Raw genomic sequence first — 16,580 nt, 5'->3', positions numbered from 1 at the left:
ACGATGACGCGTATCTTCTGATTGAACGCGGCGTCACTGACTCCATCGCTGGCGAGCCAGCTCCTACAGAGGGTTGTGTCATTCAGACTTGCGGATCTTCTCGACAATCGCGGTCGTAGAGCTGTTTTCCACCAGCCCCAACACTTTCACCGTCCCGCCATACGCCGTCACGATGTCCGCGCCGACCACCTGATCGATCCCGTAGTCCCCGCCCTTGACCAGTACATCCGGCTTGACTTCGCGCAGCAGGTTTTCCGGAGTGCCTTCCGGGAAGCTGATTACCCAGTCCACCGCACCCAAGCCTGCCAGCACGGCCATCCGCCGGTCGACACTGTTGATCGGTCGACCCGGCCCTTTCAAGCGGCTGACCGAAGCATCGTCATTGACCGCAACGATCAACCGGTCGCCCTGCGCGCGCGCCTGCTCGAGGTACGTCACGTGGCCGGCATGCAGGATGTCGAAACAGCCGTTGGTGAAGACGATTTTCTCGTTGTGCGCACGGGCATCGTCGACGGCCAGTAGCAGTTGTTCCAGGCCCAGCACTCCGCGCTCCGAACCTTCTTCGCGCTGAATGGCACGACGCAATTCCGGCGCGCTGATGGCCGCCGTACCGAGTTTGCCGACCACGATGCCTGCCGCCAGGTTGGCCAGGCCGACCGCGTGAGGCAGTTCTTCGCCTGCGGCAATAGCCGCCGCCAGGGTGGAAATCACCGTGTCACCGGCACCGGTCACGTCGAACACTTCACGGGCGCGCGCCGGCAGGTGCAATGCCGGATGATCCGGACGCAGCAGGGTCATGCCGTGTTCGCCACGGGTCACCAGCAACGCGCCGAGTTCCAGGTCTTGCATCAACTGCGCGCCCTTGCTCACCAGTTCGTGCTCGTCGGCGCAACCACCGACGATGGTTTCGAATTCGCTGAGGTTCGGCGTGATCAGGCTCGCACCGCGGTAGATCGAAAAATCCTTGCCCTTGGGATCGGCCAATACCGGAATGCCACGGGCACGGGCGGCCTGGATCAACACCTGGTGATTTTTCAGCGCGCCTTTGCCGTAATCGGACAGCACCAGCACCTTGATGCCTTCCAGCAATTCGTCCACTTGCACGGACAATGCCAGGGCGTCGGTCGCGAACGGTTCTTCGAAGTCGATACGCAGCAGTTGCTGGTGACGGCTCATGACTCGCAGCTTGACGATGGTCGGCTGGTGCGCAACGCGCTGGAACAACGCCCGCACGCCGGCGCCCTTGAGACTGTTGGCCAGGCTGTCGGCGGCTTCATCGTCGCCGGTCACGCCGACCAGCGAGGCCGGCGCGCCGAGGGCGGCAATGTTCAACGCAACGTTGGCGGCACCGCCCGGGCGGTCCTCGATGTGATCGACCTTGACTACCGGTACCGGCGCCTCAGGGGAAATCCGTGAGGTACCACCATGCCAGTAACGGTCGAGCATGACATCGCCGACCACCAAGACAGGGGCTTGATCGAATCGCGGCATGGACAACTTCATGGAGCAACCCACATACAAAATGAACAGGGGCGCGATATTAACACAGGGTAGGCCCCCGCTTGTGCGAGCGCTGCAACAGGATGATCCGGCGGGATTTGTTGCTCATTTAATAGCCAACAAATCTGACAGACGCTGGCAGGCATCCGTGATGCCCAGCGCCCGTGTATCAATTTCGCACTCGGCGTTCAGCGGTGCTTCGTACGGGCTATCGACACCCGTAAAGTTCTTGATCCGTCCTTGCCGGGCCGCCAGGTACAAACCTTTGGGGTCGCGCTGCGCGCAAACCTCGAACGGCGTGCTCACATACACTTCGATGAAATCGCCCTCGGCGAACAGCCGGCGCGCCGCCTCGCGTTCGACCCGGAACGGCGAGATCGCCGCCACAATCACAATCAGGCCGGCATCCACCATCAGTCGCGCCACCTCGGCCATGCGCCGGATGTTCTCCCGTCGACAGTCGGCCCCCATTCCCAGATCACGGCAAAGACCGGTGCGCAGGTTATCGCCATCGATTAAAAAGGTGTGCAACCTGCGTTGATTAAGTTGCAACTCCAGGGCATTGGCCAGGGTCGATTTTCCCGCCCCGGACAATCCTGTCAGCCAAAGACAACGCGGCCGTTGCGACTTGAGTGCGGCACGGTCAGCGCTCGACAGCGATAGCGCATAAGGTCTGATCCCCGGGGTCGGTATCGACAGCACCTCATTCATAACCGAGCAACTCGTAATCGCGCTGGTACGCCCGGCGAACCAGACGACGCGTCCGCGCCGAGCAGAAATCACGGGCCGGCACAGGGCGTCGCTGCTGCGAACTGTTGACGTGGGGCAACGACGCCTCGTGCCCCAATTGCTCGCAGACCAGCCGGAAATCCCGCTCCAGATGTTCCTGATAGCCGATGAAGTCCAGTGCCAGGTGCCCCAGGGAGTCGGTGAGAAAATCCGTCTGCGCGGCAAAATGCAGTTGCCGCTGAATGGTCTCGGGGTGCAGCCAGCGTGCGACGAAATCGTCGAAGTCGCGGTAATGGCTGACCAGCTTCTGCGCTGGCTGATCGCGGCGGCCCAATGTGTTGCCCCGCAAATAGGCATAAGCGGAATACGCCCGCTCCAGCGGATCGCGGACAAAGGCAAACTTGAAACTGTCGGCAAACTGTTCGGGAAATTGCTGTTCGTACCAATACAACGGCAAGTGGCCTGGGGTCCAGCCGTCGAACAACGCGACACAGACACTACTGCCGGCGCATTTGGGAACGTGGATAAACAGGCAGGAACGTTGCGCAAATGGCCTGGGGTAACGCAAATTCGCCGACATCGACTTGTTGACCACCTGGCGATCCACGATCGACAGTCGATCCAGCAAGAAATGCCGTTGCGCCTTGGGCAACAGCTTCCAGAGATAACGTTGCAACATTGCAGCACCCGCGAGAAAGGGGTGACCCTCTCGATTGAAGTTAAAGTTCGCTCAAGAACCTTAACAAGCGCGCTGCCGGGATTTATTCAGGTTTGGTCAAGAAACGTAAGGAGATGGATACAAATCTGCGAGCGCATTGCACGCCCGAAGAGCAACAGGGTGAGCGAGGCCCACCCTGTGGCCGGGGTCAGGCGATGTTTTCGGCCGGAGCGTCCAGGCCCATCGCATGCAGGCGCGAGTAGTAGCCGTTTTGCGCCAGCAGCTGTGCGTGAGTGCCTCGTTCGACGATTTGGCCCTGGTCCATCACCAGAATCAGGTCGGCCTTTTCGATCGTCGACAAACGGTGAGCAATGACCAACGTGGTACGACCTTTCATGACCTGATCCAGCGCCGCCTGAATGTGGCGCTCGGATTCGGTGTCGAGGGCCGACGTCGCCTCGTCGAGGATCAGCAGCGGTGCATTCTTCAACAGCGCCCGCGCAATTGCCAAACGCTGACGCTGCCCGCCGGAGAGCAACACGCCATTTTCGCCGACCTGGGTATCCAGACCTGCAGGCATCTGCGAGATGAAGTCCATCGCGTAGGCATCGGTAGCGGCTTTTTCGATGTCCTCGCGGGGAGCGCCAGCCAGGTCACCATAGGCAATGTTGTTGGCAATGGTGTCGTTGAACAGGGTCACGTGCTGCGTGACTTGCGCCACGTGCCGACGCAGATTGCGCAAGCGATAGTCTTCGATCTCAACGTCGTCGAGCAGTATTTCGCCGATGTCGTGATGATAGAAACGCGGAAGCAGACTGGCCAGGGTCGACTTGCCGCTACCGGAGCGACCGACGAGGGCGATCATCTGACCCGGCGCCGCCGTGAAGCTGATGTTCTTCAGCACTTCACGCTCGGTTCCCGGGTAGGTGAAGCTGAGGTTGCGCACCTCCAGATTGCCTTTGACCCGATCACGCTCGACCGTGCCATTATCGACTTCAGGTTCGACGTCCAACTGCTCGAAAATGCTTTCGGCACCGGCAACGCCCTTCTGGATGGTCGAACTGACTTCCGACAACTGCCGGATTGGCTTGGGCAACAGCCCCGCGGCGGTAATGTAGGCCACCAGATCACCAGCAGTGGCGTCACCACGCAGGAACAGCACCAGGAACATCAATGCCGCCATGGCGGTGTAGATCACCAATTGCAGCATGGGCGTATAGACCGCACCGGTCTTGGTCATGCGCAACTGTTTGTCGGTGTTGCTCTGACTGGCGGCGGCAAAACGCTGCTCTTCATAGCCCTCGCCACCGAAGCTGCGCACCACGCGATAGCCCTGGATGGTTTCGGACGCCACATGGGTCACATCGCCCATGGCCACCTGGATCTTCTTGCTCTGCTTGCGGAATTTTTTGCTGGTATTACCCACCATGAAGGCAATCATTGGAAGGATTGCCAACATCACAAGGGTCAGCTTCCAGTTCATCCAGATCAGATAGGCAAACAGGAACACCACGGTCAGGCCTTCGCGGATCACCACTTTGATGGCATCGGTGGCCGCACCGGTCACCATGGTCACGTTGAATGTGATGCGCGAGATCAAATGCCCGGAATTGTGGGTGTCGAAATAGCGATTGGGCAGCACCAGTAGCTTGTTGAACAACTCGATGCGCAGGTCATGCACCAGCCCCAGTGAAACCTTCGCCAGGTAATAGTTGCCAAGAAACGAGCCCAGCCCTTGCCATGCAGCGATCAAAATGATCAGCAATGGCACGGCCATCAGCAACTGCAAGTCCTTCAGATAAGGAACATTGGGAAAGAGCACCGCTTCCGGGTTGCTCAGGCCATCGACGAAATACTTGAGTATTCCCGCCAGCATCGGCTGGGTGGAGGCAAAGATCACGAAGCCCACGATACTCAGCAGGAACAGGCCGACATAGGGTTTTACATACCCCAACAGCCGAAAATAGATTTTCAGGCTGGAATCCTGTCCCGCGTCAGGCGGTGCATCACTCATCGTAGGGCTCACTGGTTAGGAAGAACGCGAAATTTTATCACAGGCGCCGGGATTGGCCCGCGCCCATACCAAAACACTGGCCAGACCAATGGGCAACCAGCTTACAAACCACTCGGGTCTCGGGCTTCCTGCCATGCTGGCGGCGTCGAATTGCATTGCCAGTGTTGAGAACAGCCAGACCCCAATGACCCCTCTCGCATAGAAAGTTTCCCGAACTTTCCAGGCCTCGCGCAGTACTGCAAGCCAAACCGTACACCACAATAGCAGCCCTGGCAGGCCCAGCCCGATGGCTACGTGGGTGAACAGGTTATGGGCATGATCAAAATACTGATCAGAGGCGAACACCCTATAGTCACTACCGAGTCCCAGGCCGCGCCACGGGTGTTCAGCGATCATTTGCAGGCTGGCCATCAGAATCTGTGGCCGATAGGACACTCCACGCGCCATGACCAGGGGTTCGAACAACAGGAAAGCCAGCATGGCGATGATCAATGCCGCCGCCGCGATCACACGACTACGCCGGTCTCCGCACCAGATTGGCATGGCGAGCAACGTGAGGAATAACGCCAAACCGGCTCCACGGCTCTGGCTTAGCAGTACGAATACACCCAGCAAACCCAGAGCAACCACCCAAACCGCTTGCATCCGGCCCGTTTGCGGAGTCCATATTGCCAGCCACACGGCTGCCAGGCCGATGACATAGCCCCCCAGGATCGGATGAGACAACTCACCCAGCCCCTCAAGACGCTCACCCAAGGCATTGCCATCGAGACCATAAAATTTGACGATGGCCACGACCGCGGTCACTGCCAGCCCAATCCCGCCCCATTGCATGATGCGAATCACACGCTCGGGCCGGCCATTGGCAAAAATCGGAAAAAATAGCAGGAACACCACGATATACAGCAAACGCTTGGCTTCGCGGCTGATGTCCGGGGCACTCGTCCAGGAAAGGCTGATCAGCGCCCAGGTCACGAGCCCCAGCAGCGGCAGATAGACCCAGCGTTGCTCATGAAACAATTCTGCGAGCCGAGCCCGCGCGGACCAGGAAAAAACCAAGGCCGGCAACCAGAGAAATGCGACCAATCCTTGCTGATAGATCTTGTTGGTAGGTGCAACCGCGATGGCAAACAAAAACCAAAAAAGACCGATAGACATCCACGCTTGCGCCCAACGTGTTTCCTGCATCAAATTGCTCCTGAGAGAGTTCACCCACCCAACCCGGCATGGTTAAAGCTGAAACTTTTCGGCATCATTGCCCGCTACAGTGCCACTGTTCTTCCCACAAGGCCTTCTTACGATGCAATGTTCTCGGCTGCCGCAAGCCGCTCTAAATCAAATGATCAACGGTGCCAGAGTGCTGGAGGCCGACAGTTACGGGCCGAAAGTCTACCTGTTGCAGGATGGGAATATTCTTAAACTATTTCGTCGCAAACGTTTTTTTTCATCTGCACTGGTCCGCCCGTATTCGAAACGCTTCATCGACAACGCGGTCGAACTGCAAAAGCTCGGCGTTCCGACCTTGCAGGTCCTGCAATTCTATCGACTGCAAGCTCCAGGCATGACGGCGGTGCTTTACCAGCCACTGCCAGGAGAAACCCTGCGCCAGATTGCCAATAAGGAAGGTTTCAGCTGGCCACAAGCCCTGCCCGACCTGGCCAACCTGATACGCAACCTGCATGATTCGGGGATCTATTTCAGGTCGCTGCATCTGGGCAACATCGTGATTACGCCCGATAACCGCATGGGCCTGATTGATGTGGCAGACATGCGATTCTTGCGTGCGCCATTGCCCCGGCATTTGGTCAAACGCAACCTTCAGCATTTCGCCCGCTATATTGCGCGCGAGAACCTGAACGAGACCTTTCCGATGCAAGCACTCGAACAGGCAGTACTGCCATCATGAGAGTAATGCGCGGGCGGTCTGGCTAAAGCTTAGCCATGATTGATCGGGGGCCAACGCCTGATATTGCTCCGCCGCGATGGTTTCAGGGGAGACGCTGAATGCTCGCGCGATGATATCCCGCCAGACGTCCACATTTTCTATGGGGGCATACCAGCCGGCATCCGCCAACTGCTCGCGAAACACATCCAGCTCACTGGACAGAACCGGAACACCTGCCATTACCGCCTCTTGCAAGATAAGCCCCAGGCCTTCGTTCAGCGACGGCATCGCAACCCAGTCGAATGCACGGTAGAGCTGCGCCACATCATCCATATGGCCCGGCAGCAAGACCTTGCCGCGCAACTGCAATTCATCGATCCGAGCTTCCAGTGCAGCACGGGCCGTTCCTTCACCCACAATCACCAGTTTCAGATCGGGCTTTTCAGGCAATGCTCCGGCAAAGGCATCGAGAAGACAGGCAAAACCTTTTCCCGCGACCAGACGCCCCACCGCCCCCAGCACCGGCGTTTTATCCAGCGGCAGGCCCAACCGGGTACGCGCTTGCTCTCGAGGAAGTAGTGCGGAACGAAAAGCCGCCGGATCGAAGGCGCTGCGCAACGTCATGACCGGCACTTGCAGGTCTTCGCTCAGCGAAGCCGCGAGGGTTTTCGACACCGCAACCAAGGTCAGCCGAGAGGCCGGGAAACGCCCAAAGACCACTCGATCGACGGGATGAAGTCGCGTCGATCCATGAAAAATCACCACTGCACGGATGTGCGGCAAGGTTTCGAGTATCGGTAAGAACGCACGTGCCACTCCCAGGCCATCAAGCAGCAAGAGATGTGCATCGCTGTATTTGAGAGCGCTTCGAAACCTGGCTTGCATCCAGGGCTTGGTCAGCCGCCAGAAATGCCGTCCTTTCAGCCGGGAGGAGGACAACCCCCACTCCCGTACACCACCGACGCTCACCCCGCATTCCGACGCGTGCCCCTGAAGCAACCAGGTTTCAACCGGTACTGAGGGCGAGGCCTGGGACAATATCTGTTGATGCACCTTATGAGTTGAGGCGAACGGACCGCCGCTGGCCCACATGACATTAATAATACTCATAGGGCAAAAAGCCAGGACAAGGGTTTGCGGAAATGTGCGGCGGTGTCGAGCCGGTCGGCACTCTCGAAAGTAGCCCTGAACAGATCCAGCCGGCCACAACAGGTGACCATCAAGGTGATTTCACTTTCCTGGGAAAATTGCACCGAAGTCTCAATAAAGTAGTAGTCGCCAGCAATATCAATTGCTCTGCAACGCTTGTCAAATGCCCAACTTCAGGCGGATTTTTTCCATAAAGCTTAGAGGCGCTCGCGTACGCAATGCGGGCTCCAGCGCCTCGACGATCCGCTGGCCAATGCGCGCAAAACTGAACTGGCTAACCACCAGTTCGCGGCCATTATGCGCGATACGCTGCGCCAGTTCCGGATCACCGCGCAGTACGGCCAGTTTTGCCTGAAGCTGCGCTATGTCCTGATAGAACACAATGTTGTGCATATCCTTCAGGCCCAAAGCCTGACTTTCCCTCACACCCTGATCAAAAGCCAGCAAGACACAACCACAGGCCATAGCCTCGAAATTCTTGATCATGAACTCGCCCATTCCGACATCGGCACTGACGAAAAAGCGAATACGATTGAGCGTGTCGCAATACTCCTCACCGGAGTTTGTGCGAGTGACCACCAACGACTCGACGCGCCCCAGTTCATCGAGCAGGGCCTTGCGCCCGCTATAGGCAACGCTGTTGGTACTGCCGACGAACGCCAGTTCGATATCTCGTTCGCGGTGCCGGTCCTCAAGCTGGGTCTGGTCGTAGCCCTTGGGCACGAACACCGCGTCGAAACCCTCCTCGCGCAAGCGTTCGGTGACGACGAAACCGGAACTGATCACCCGTGCCCAGGGCAAGCGACGGTAATGCGCGCTGAACTTACCGGTATATTTGCAGGGGATGTAATTCTGGTAGGCATCGTGCTCGAGAATCACGAGGTTGGGTATCGTGCGGATAAATCCAACCTGACGAATCTCCTGCTTGAAACGCAGAAAAAACACGATACGGTCATACCGTGTCACATCGACTTCGCGCCGGAAATAGCTACGCAGGTTGCGCTGATCATTGCTGCTCAGCCACCGCAGGTCGCATTCGCAATGAGCTGCCACACCGTCGTACAAACGATCCAGAATGGCCCGCTGATCTTTCTGCACCAGAAATAGAACTTTCATCGTCTTCCTTGCCACAACAGCCAATCCGCCGAGCCACACCTGAACCCTGCCAGCCCGCAGGCAGGGGTACGCCAGGCCCGAAACACCTTACAGACGCCAGAACAGTTCATGGCGTCGTACAGCCTTGCGAAAGAATTCGTTTTCGCCATAGGGCGAACCGGAACGGCCTGCCAACAATCGTTGCAACAAGCGGCGTAAACGTCGTTTGAACGGGGCCCGGGGTTGCAAATCGTGCATCATTCCCAAGGCCATGGCTTTATCGCGCTGCTGCGCCGCAGAAAGCAAAAGGCAATAAGGATGGAGCTCCCGAGCCGAATCGAATACCGGAGGAAGTGCGATACCAGCGCCAGTGTCCCCCATCGGCCAGCGATCATTGTCATGCAGGTGATTGGCGTAACCCAGCAATGTCGGCTGCCATTCAAGCCCCTTCAGTGCTTCGAGAACGGCTTCCTGGGCACAAACATGATCGGGGTGGGGATCAAGTGTCGGGTGCGGCAGCACGATCACTTCAGGTCGCGCCCGCAGCAATAGCTCTCGCAGATCCGCCAGTAAATTGTTCCAGCTCGGTACACCGTCAACATCGCCCGGCAGGGTAAACGGGTTCATCTGGCGGAACAGTCGAGTGTCGCTCAAGCCTGCTTCACGCGACCCCACCGACTGGGCGGGGGAAGCTTGCATGGCTGCCAGTTGAAGGCAGAAATAGCCCAGTTGCGCGCAACGCGCCTCCGGCACCCCGGCCCAGCGCGGCACGGCAATACTGTCCCACGCTCGCAAACGGCCCTTGAGTCGCGCCGCCTCGACCTTGCTCAACCCCATCTGCTGATAGTGTTCGGCTTCGATTTCACCGGCGGTGAGCGTAACGATCCAGGTTTCGTCTGCCTGGCTGTACAAACCGTAAGCCGCCAGCTCGGCATCATCGGCATGGGGGGCGATCACCATTACCCGTTGCCGACGGTAATCCGGATGTTCCAGCGCCCACAGCACGGGCTCACCCAGCAATCGGCAGAAACGCCCGCGCAACCGCAGCTCGCCACGCGACAATACCTGCGCCTGACCACTGAGGTTGAGGTAACGCAGGCCGTTCACCCCTCGCTCGAAGGTTTGTCGATCCGGGTTATCGCCTCCGGACAGCTCCACCACCGGGTCGAGGAAACGCCCCAGCCACGTGCTCTTGATTCGTAACGCCAACACCAGCGTTGCGTCGTCGACCAGCATGACGCCCTCGTCCAGCCGCAAGCGATCGCCGCTCAGATGAACCTTGGGTTGTGGCGTATAGGGTGGAAAACTGTATTGGTAATCATCTTTTGGCGAATAGAACAAATGGTCGGCAAACCAGGCCTCGTGCGCAATCCAGCCCAGAACAGCCAACACCAGCGGCAACCACCAGGCCACCCATACGCCGCACACTATCAACACCCCCAACGCGACCAACAGACCGATACGCTTGTTGCGTCGATGACGCTTGAGCAGTTGCTGTTTACGGCTCATGGGCTCACTCATACGGTGTAGACCGGCACAGGGTTGCACCAGCGATCCTTGTATTCCCGGTCGGCTCGACCAAAGGAAAAGCGCAAGGGCTTGTCCAGCGTCCGGGCATGTTCCCAGGCACTTTGGGTGTTGAGAAAACTCAGCACGCTACCGGGGCTGAATTCACGGGTTTCAGGGTCGACGCCGCCATTGATGTACTCGACACTGATCCACTGCGGCGTCACGACGCGATACACCAATTGAATGGCAATCGGTGCATCATTGAGGAAAATCACCGAGCCAATCAGTAAATCGCGCAGCAGCTCGATGACCTCGGCCATGCGTTCTGCGCCCGTCGCCGGGAAACCCCAGCGGCGCTGGAACAGGTCGCAGTAAATCGCTGCCAGCTCCGCACTGGAGAATTCGGACACCGGGCGCACCACGCCACCCGCCTCTTCCAGCAACCGGAGTTCACGGCGCTGGTTATAGCGGAACTTCTTCGACAGCTCTTCAGGTGTGCGGGCCATGGCCAGTTGTTCGGCCTGCAACTTGATCCCGGTGAAACGGCTTTCGTTCAGCGCCGACAAATAACGACCGCGATGACGCAAAGGGGCCTGGGCATCGTCGGCGGCCGGCAGGATGATCTCGGCATTGCCAAGGTCGAACAGGCCCTTTTTGCCGCAGCGCTTGAGAACGTCCTTGGACAAAGCAAGGTCGCGCCCCCAGGTCGGGATCGCCGCCTTGACTTCCCCACGTTGCTCCCAGACCAGGTAACGCACCGGAATATCGGCCAGATGCGCCAGGCGTTCGACCACCATCGGATGAGTTGCGACGCTGCCGCCGTAACGTTGCCAGGCCTCGGCATAGGTCGAGGCATCGGCTACCGACCAGCCACGTTCGCGCCAGCCTTGAAATCGGTTGAGCATCAGCCCCTCGGTGCCAGTTCGATAACGTGTGGCAAATGCCAGAAAGCATCGCGTACCGCACGGTCGGAGAAGCGCTCACGCAAACGATCGAGCATCAGCTCGGCGCATTGGTGACGTTGCTGCTCGTCCATCGCGGCCAGATGCTGCAGCCCTTGCGCCAGGTGTTCGGCATCGCCCAGCGGGAACAGAATGCCCACGCCTTCGACCACTTCCTTCGCCCCGCCACACGCAGTGGCGAGCAACGGCACACCGGCGGCCATGGCTTCAAGCAGCACCATGCCGAACGGTTCGTGGTCGGAACTCAGGGCAAATACGTCGAAGGCACGGAAATAACACCGCGCTTCGGGCACCTGGCCGAGGAACAGCACGCGATCGCCAATCCCCAGTTCGCGGGCCTGGGCCTTGAGATCCTGCTCGAGACGACCGCTACCGAGGATCACCAATTGGCTGTTGACCGGCAAACCCGGCAACGCCGCGGCAAAACCGTCCAGCAGCGTGGCCTGGTCCTTGTCCGGATGCAGGCGCCCGACGTTACCGACGATCCAGGCATCCGCCGCCAGACCGAGCACTTCTCGTGCCTCGCGCGCCGACAGCTGACTGTCTTGCAAGGCTTGCACATCGATGCGGTTATAGAGTGTTCGAATCCGCGCCGCCGGCCATTTCGGCAGGCAACTGCGCATATCATCGCGCACTGCATCGGACACGCCGAGCAGGCTCAGGCGCTTGCGGAAAATGTGTGCGAACAGTTTGCGCGTGCCCCGTTTGTAATCGTCAAACGCGTGATGCACGCCAATGACCGGCAATGAGGTGCCGAGCAAGGCGATGTAGATCGGCTTGAAGCGATGGGCGATGCAGAAACTGAAATTGCGTGAAGCGGCGATCTTGCGCAGATCGCCAATGGCGCCCAGCTTCAGGCCACGAATGGCCCTGGAGCTGTATTCCATGAACAAGACTTCATCGGAGGCACAACCCGCGGCGACCTCGGCATCGGCAACCCCGGTAAGAAACACCGTGGTCACGCGATAGCCGGTCCCCGCGAACAGGCTGGCGTACTGCCGGGCGCAGTCCAGGAACGGCCCGTCATAGCCGTGGCAGAACTGCAGCACATGACGCTCAGCCGAGCGTGTCATAGGCGTTCGCGCCCTCTTTGACCACCAGGATGTCTTCCATGATCAGATACTGTAGATCGGAACCGAAGAACATGTTCAAGGCGTCTGTCGGCGAACAGATCATCGGCTCGCCACGACGGTTGAGGGAGGTGTTGAGCGACACGCCGTTGCCGGTCAGGACTTCCAGCGCCTTCATCATGTCGTAGTAGCGCGGATTGTATTCGCGCTTGAGCACCTGGGCACGGGACGTACCGTCTTCGTGGACGACTTCCGGCACACGGTTTTTCCACTCTTCAGCCACTTCGAAGGTGAACGTCATGAACGGCGCCGGGTGATCGATCTTGATCATCTGCGGAGCCACGGTGTCGAGCATCGACGGGCAGAAAGGCCTCCAGCGCTCGCGGAACTTGATCTGGTGGTTGATGCGATCGGCCACACCGGCCACGCTCGGGCAACCAATGATCGAACGACCGCCCAACGCGCGCGGACCGAACTCCATGCGGCCCTGGAACCAGGCCACCGGGTTGCCATCGACCATGATCTTGGCAATCTGCTCCGGCATGTTGTCGAGCTTGCGCCAGGTTGGCTTGTTCTCGTGACGGGCGCAGGCGGCAATCACATCCTCGTTGCTGTACGACGGGCCGAGGTAGACGTGTTCCATCTTCTCGACCGGTACGCCACGGGCGTGGGACACATAGGCCGCGGCGCCGACTGCAGTACCGGCATCACCGGACGCAGGCTGCACGAACAGTTCCTTGACGTCATCGCGGGCGATGATTTTCTGGTTGAGCTTGACGTTCAACGCACAGCCACCGGCATAGGCCAGCTTGCCGGTTTGCTTGAGCACGTCACCCAGGTAGTAGTCGATCATCTGCAGCGCAATTTTTTCGAACAGCGCTTGAATGCTCGCGGCGTAATGGATGTAAGGCTCGTCGGCGATGTCGCCTTCGCGCTTGGGACCCAGCCACTCAATCAGCTTCGGCGAGAAGTAGTAACCCTTGCCCTTCTCTTTATAGCGACGCAGGCCGATGACGTTGGCGTAGTCGGTGTTGATCACCAGCTCGCCATTTTCGAACGAAGCCAGGCGCGAGAAATCGTATTTGCTGGCGTCGCCGTACGGCGCCATGCCCATGACCTTGAACTCACCGTCGAGCATATCGAAACCGAGGAACTCGGTGATCGCGCCGTACAGGCCGCCGAGGGAGTCCGGATCGAAGAATTCCTTGATCTTGTGGATCTTGCCGTTTTCGCCATAACCGAAGAAGGTCGTGGCGTACTCGCCCTTGCCGTCGATGCCCAGGATCGCGGTTTTCTCTTTGAAGCCGGAGCAGTGATAAGCGCTGGAGGCGTGGGCCAGGTGGTGTTCGACCGGCTCGATCTTGATCTTCTTCGGATCAAAACCCAGTTGCTCCAGGCACCAGACGATCTTGTTGCGATAGCGCTTGTAGCGACGGTTGCCCATCAGGATCGCGTCGAGTGCACGGTCCGGGGCGTACCAGTAACGCTTGGCGTACTGCCAGCGGGCCTTGCCGAACAGGCTGATCGGGGCGAACGGGATTGCTACCACGTCAACGTCGGACGGCTTGATACCGGCCTGTTCCAGACAGAACTTCGCCGATTCGTAGGGCATGCGGTTCTTTGCATGTTTATCGCGTACGAAGCGCTCTTCCTCAGCCGCCGCGACCAGCTTGCCGTCGATGTACAAGGCTGCGGAAGGATCATGGCTAAGGGCGCCGGACAGGCCAAGAATCGTCAATGCCACAGGGGTCTAGCCTCTTTAGTCTGCATGCAGGCGCAGTGGCGCCTCAAAAAATGATGTGCCTTCGCAAGGAGCGCGAGGCAGCTAAAGGGCGGGATTATAGCTTAAAAGCAGCTTCAAACCTCTAGCGGCAAGCGGCAAGTGCACGCAGCTGCGATCCTGCCATTGTTTACCCGCGCGCAGGTCGCCAGTAGATGAGGATGTTGCCATCCACGGCCTGGCGGTAAACGGTGTACGGCAAGACAACCGTATCCAGTGTGCCGGACAAGGCCAGGTCCAGCAAAACGAACGGCACGAGTATTCCCGTGGGATCGGGTGGCGCGTTCAATACACAGAAATCGTAGGCCAGGCCGCTGTAGACCCGAGGGATGGACTGACAATAGGTTTTTTGCCTGCGAAGTCCCTGGGCCGCGTCGGCATCATCCTGCAACACTGTTGCGACGGTACCGCACCCGGTCAGGGCGAGTGAGATGACACCTGATGTGACTGCCATTTTTATTGTCAAAGTCTGCCCTCCGGGAACGTCAGGCAAACTAGCATCGTGGTCATTCAAGCCACAGTTCATGGCTTCTGAAGATCATGTAGGACGGATCACAAGACCTTGTCCCTATTTCCCGATTGGCTGTTCCGGGCTCTTCGCGAGCAGGCTTGCTCCCACACTGGATCTATGTCGAACACAAATCAATTGTGGGAGCGAGCCTGCTCGCGACAGGACCGAAGGTCCGATTCAGGCAGCGCCAGTGATGTCTTTGGGCAAACGCTGATCAATGACCTGATACAGCGCACTACTCTGCGGCCAATTGCGCATGAATCGCGCCCGATCCCGTGCATAAGCCGGGGCAAAGCTGCCGGGAGAGCTGTGCTGACACATCGAGTCCAGATCGATCAGCGCCCAGCGATCATCCTGCCAGAACAGGTTGTGTCCCTTGAAATCGCCATGGCTGATACGTTCGCGAATCAGTTCGGCAAACAGCTGATCCAGCGCCGCCAATTCCGCCTCGGGCGCATCGCCGCTTTCAACATAGGGGGCAAAGCGTTCGATGATGTCCGGCCCTTGCAGGTGCTCGGTAATCAGATAAGCGCGACTGCGCAGCCATAGAAAACGCTTTTCCAGCAATGCCAGGGGTTTTGGCGTGGCAATACCGAGGAATGCCAGGCGATTGCCTTCGCACCAGGAATGCCAGGCACGGCTCGGACGCCAGAAACGTTTGAGCCAGTGGGCGAAGCCCTTGATGTTGTAGCGCTTGATCACCAAGGTACGACCGTCCACTTCAACCTTGCCGACGCTCGCCGCGCCGCCGGTCTTGTACAAGTGCCCCTGATCCAGCAAGGCGTCGGCCTGCTCCAATACCGGCAGCATCGCCGCCTCTTCCTCGCGGCGAATCGCCCGCAAGGCGAATGCGCCGCGCTGGACGCTGAACAACGTGCATTCGCGACCGACCTTGATCAGAAAATCCTTCAGGCGCCAGCTGCGCACCTTATCGATCTGTTTCTGCAACGCTTCCATGGGCAAGGCGTGCTCGCCGTTGCTCAGCAGGTAGTAAACCAGCAACTCTTCGGTGAACGGCTCCAGCGCCTTGGGCAACTGGGCAAAAAACACACCGAGATTTTCCAGGGATTTCTGCCGCGACAACGGCTGGCCAGGCGTTTCGGCGCGAATCCCGGCACCGTCGATCAAATACAGTCGACTGCCCTGGCGCAGCAGGTTGTCCAGATGCAGGTCTTCCTGCCACAGACCCTTGCGATGCATTTGCCCGATTGCGCCCAGAGCCTCCGCCAGAACTGTCGATTGTTCATCGGCCAGCACCGGCAAGTGTTCGACCTGTTGCCAGGCATCACCCAGGCTGGCGGCGCCTTCCAGAAATTCGAACAGCAGCCAGCCGCCCTCGCCGTCCTTGAGCCCGTCGGCCAACAGCAGCGGTGTGGTCAAGCCTTGCGCCGCCAGCAGGTGCACGCCATCCAGCTCCCGCTGAAAATGCCGTGCCGCTTTGCTGCCAACCAGCAATTTCGCCAGCACCGGGCGACCCCGCCAGACACCGGCTCCGACATAACGCTGCCCGGGCAACACCCGCAACAGGCTCAGCAGCTGCAAATCGGCCGGCCCGGCGGCATCGGCCAGCGACAGGCTCAGCGGCAGCGTCGGACTGCGGCCAGCGTTTTTCAGTTCGGACAAACGCATCAGCGTTTCTCCTTGTGGCTGCGCCGCACAGCCTGACACTTGAGGTAGATACCGTGACCTTCCAGGTCCAGTCGAGCGGCCAGAAAATC

Annotated in this window: 14 protein-coding genes; 1 reads left to right on the top strand and 13 read right to left on the bottom strand. The window is 59.0% G+C overall.

Features of this window, described 5'->3' with window-relative positions; genetic code table 11:
- Positions 1-78: 78 nt before the first annotated feature.
- The 5 genes from hldE to LAB08_RS02190 all read right to left on the bottom strand — a co-directional run bounded on the left by hldE (position 79) and on the right by LAB08_RS02190 (position 6,089).
- Complete coding sequence (hldE, locus tag LAB08_RS02210; protein WP_096513730.1) at positions 79-1,503, bottom strand: bifunctional D-glycero-beta-D-manno-heptose-7-phosphate kinase/D-glycero-beta-D-manno-heptose 1-phosphate adenylyltransferase HldE; 1,425 nt, start codon at positions 1,501-1,503, stop codon at positions 79-81.
- A gap of 102 nt (positions 1,504-1,605) precedes the next feature.
- Complete coding sequence (gene cysC, locus LAB08_RS02205) at positions 1,606-2,211, bottom strand: adenylyl-sulfate kinase (RefSeq protein ID WP_096513731.1); 606 nt, start codon at positions 2,209-2,211, stop codon at positions 1,606-1,608.
- Complete coding sequence (locus tag LAB08_RS02200) at positions 2,204-2,908, bottom strand: sulfotransferase family 2 domain-containing protein (RefSeq protein ID WP_096513732.1); 705 nt, start codon at positions 2,906-2,908, stop codon at positions 2,204-2,206. Before LAB08_RS02200 ends, cysC begins: the two co-directional genes overlap by 8 nt.
- 187 nt (positions 2,909-3,095) lie before the next feature.
- Complete coding sequence (gene msbA, locus LAB08_RS02195) at positions 3,096-4,901, bottom strand: lipid A export permease/ATP-binding protein MsbA (protein ID WP_096513733.1); 1,806 nt, start codon at positions 4,899-4,901, stop codon at positions 3,096-3,098.
- A gap of 15 nt (positions 4,902-4,916) precedes the next feature.
- Complete coding sequence (locus LAB08_RS02190; protein ID WP_096513734.1) at positions 4,917-6,089, bottom strand: O-antigen ligase family protein; 1,173 nt, start codon at positions 6,087-6,089, stop codon at positions 4,917-4,919.
- Between the two features lie 112 nt (positions 6,090-6,201).
- Here LAB08_RS02190 and LAB08_RS02185 point away from each other — a divergent pair, with 112 nt between their 5' ends.
- The gene (locus LAB08_RS02185) at positions 6,202-6,807 is read left to right on the top strand and encodes a BUD32 family EKC/KEOPS complex subunit (RefSeq protein WP_096513735.1); all 606 of its coding nucleotides are present in this window, start codon (positions 6,202-6,204) and stop codon (positions 6,805-6,807) included.
- Here LAB08_RS02185 and LAB08_RS02180 read toward each other — a convergent pair.
- From LAB08_RS02180 to LAB08_RS02145, 8 genes are all read right to left on the bottom strand, one after another.
- A complete protein-coding gene (locus LAB08_RS02180; RefSeq protein WP_096513736.1) occupies positions 6,802-7,896 on the bottom strand; it encodes a glycosyltransferase in 1,095 nt (364 codons plus the stop codon). The genes LAB08_RS02185 and LAB08_RS02180 overlap by 6 nt on opposite strands.
- 198 nt (positions 7,897-8,094) lie before the next feature.
- Complete coding sequence (locus tag LAB08_RS02175; protein ID WP_096513737.1) at positions 8,095-9,051, bottom strand: glycosyltransferase family protein; 957 nt, start codon at positions 9,049-9,051, stop codon at positions 8,095-8,097.
- An 87-nt stretch (positions 9,052-9,138) separates the two neighbouring features.
- Complete coding sequence (locus LAB08_RS02170) at positions 9,139-10,539, bottom strand: PIG-L deacetylase family protein (RefSeq protein ID WP_096513738.1); 1,401 nt, start codon at positions 10,537-10,539, stop codon at positions 9,139-9,141.
- A gap of 8 nt (positions 10,540-10,547) precedes the next feature.
- A complete protein-coding gene (locus tag LAB08_RS02165; RefSeq protein ID WP_096513739.1) occupies positions 10,548-11,444 on the bottom strand; it encodes an antimicrobial resistance protein Mig-14 in 897 nt (298 codons plus the stop codon).
- The gene (locus tag LAB08_RS02160; protein ID WP_096513740.1) at positions 11,444-12,574 is read right to left on the bottom strand and encodes a glycosyltransferase; all 1,131 of its coding nucleotides are present in this window, start codon (positions 12,572-12,574) and stop codon (positions 11,444-11,446) included. Before LAB08_RS02160 ends, LAB08_RS02165 begins: the two co-directional genes overlap by 1 nt.
- Positions 12,558-14,315, bottom strand: a complete 1,758-nt coding sequence (locus LAB08_RS02155) for a carbamoyltransferase family protein (RefSeq protein ID WP_096513741.1) — start codon at positions 14,313-14,315, stop codon at positions 12,558-12,560. Before LAB08_RS02155 ends, LAB08_RS02160 begins: the two co-directional genes overlap by 17 nt.
- A 166-nt stretch (positions 14,316-14,481) precedes the next feature.
- On the bottom strand, positions 14,482-14,817 hold the full coding sequence (locus LAB08_RS02150) for a YceK/YidQ family lipoprotein (RefSeq protein WP_096515586.1): 336 nt from the start codon (positions 14,815-14,817) through the stop codon (positions 14,482-14,484).
- Positions 14,818-15,039: 222 nt separating this feature from the next.
- Positions 15,040-16,491 (bottom strand): lipopolysaccharide kinase InaA family protein, encoded by a 1,452-nt coding sequence (locus LAB08_RS02145; protein WP_096513742.1) that lies wholly within the window; start codon positions 16,489-16,491, stop codon positions 15,040-15,042.
- Positions 16,492-16,580 lie beyond the last annotated feature (89 nt).

The sequence above is a fragment of the Pseudomonas izuensis genome (assembly GCF_002356535.2).
Classification (GTDB): domain Bacteria; phylum Pseudomonadota; class Gammaproteobacteria; order Pseudomonadales; family Pseudomonadaceae; genus Aquipseudomonas; species Aquipseudomonas izuensis.
The sequence above is the reverse complement of the archived record's forward strand: the minus strand, read 5'-3'. Positions and strand labels throughout refer to the sequence as shown.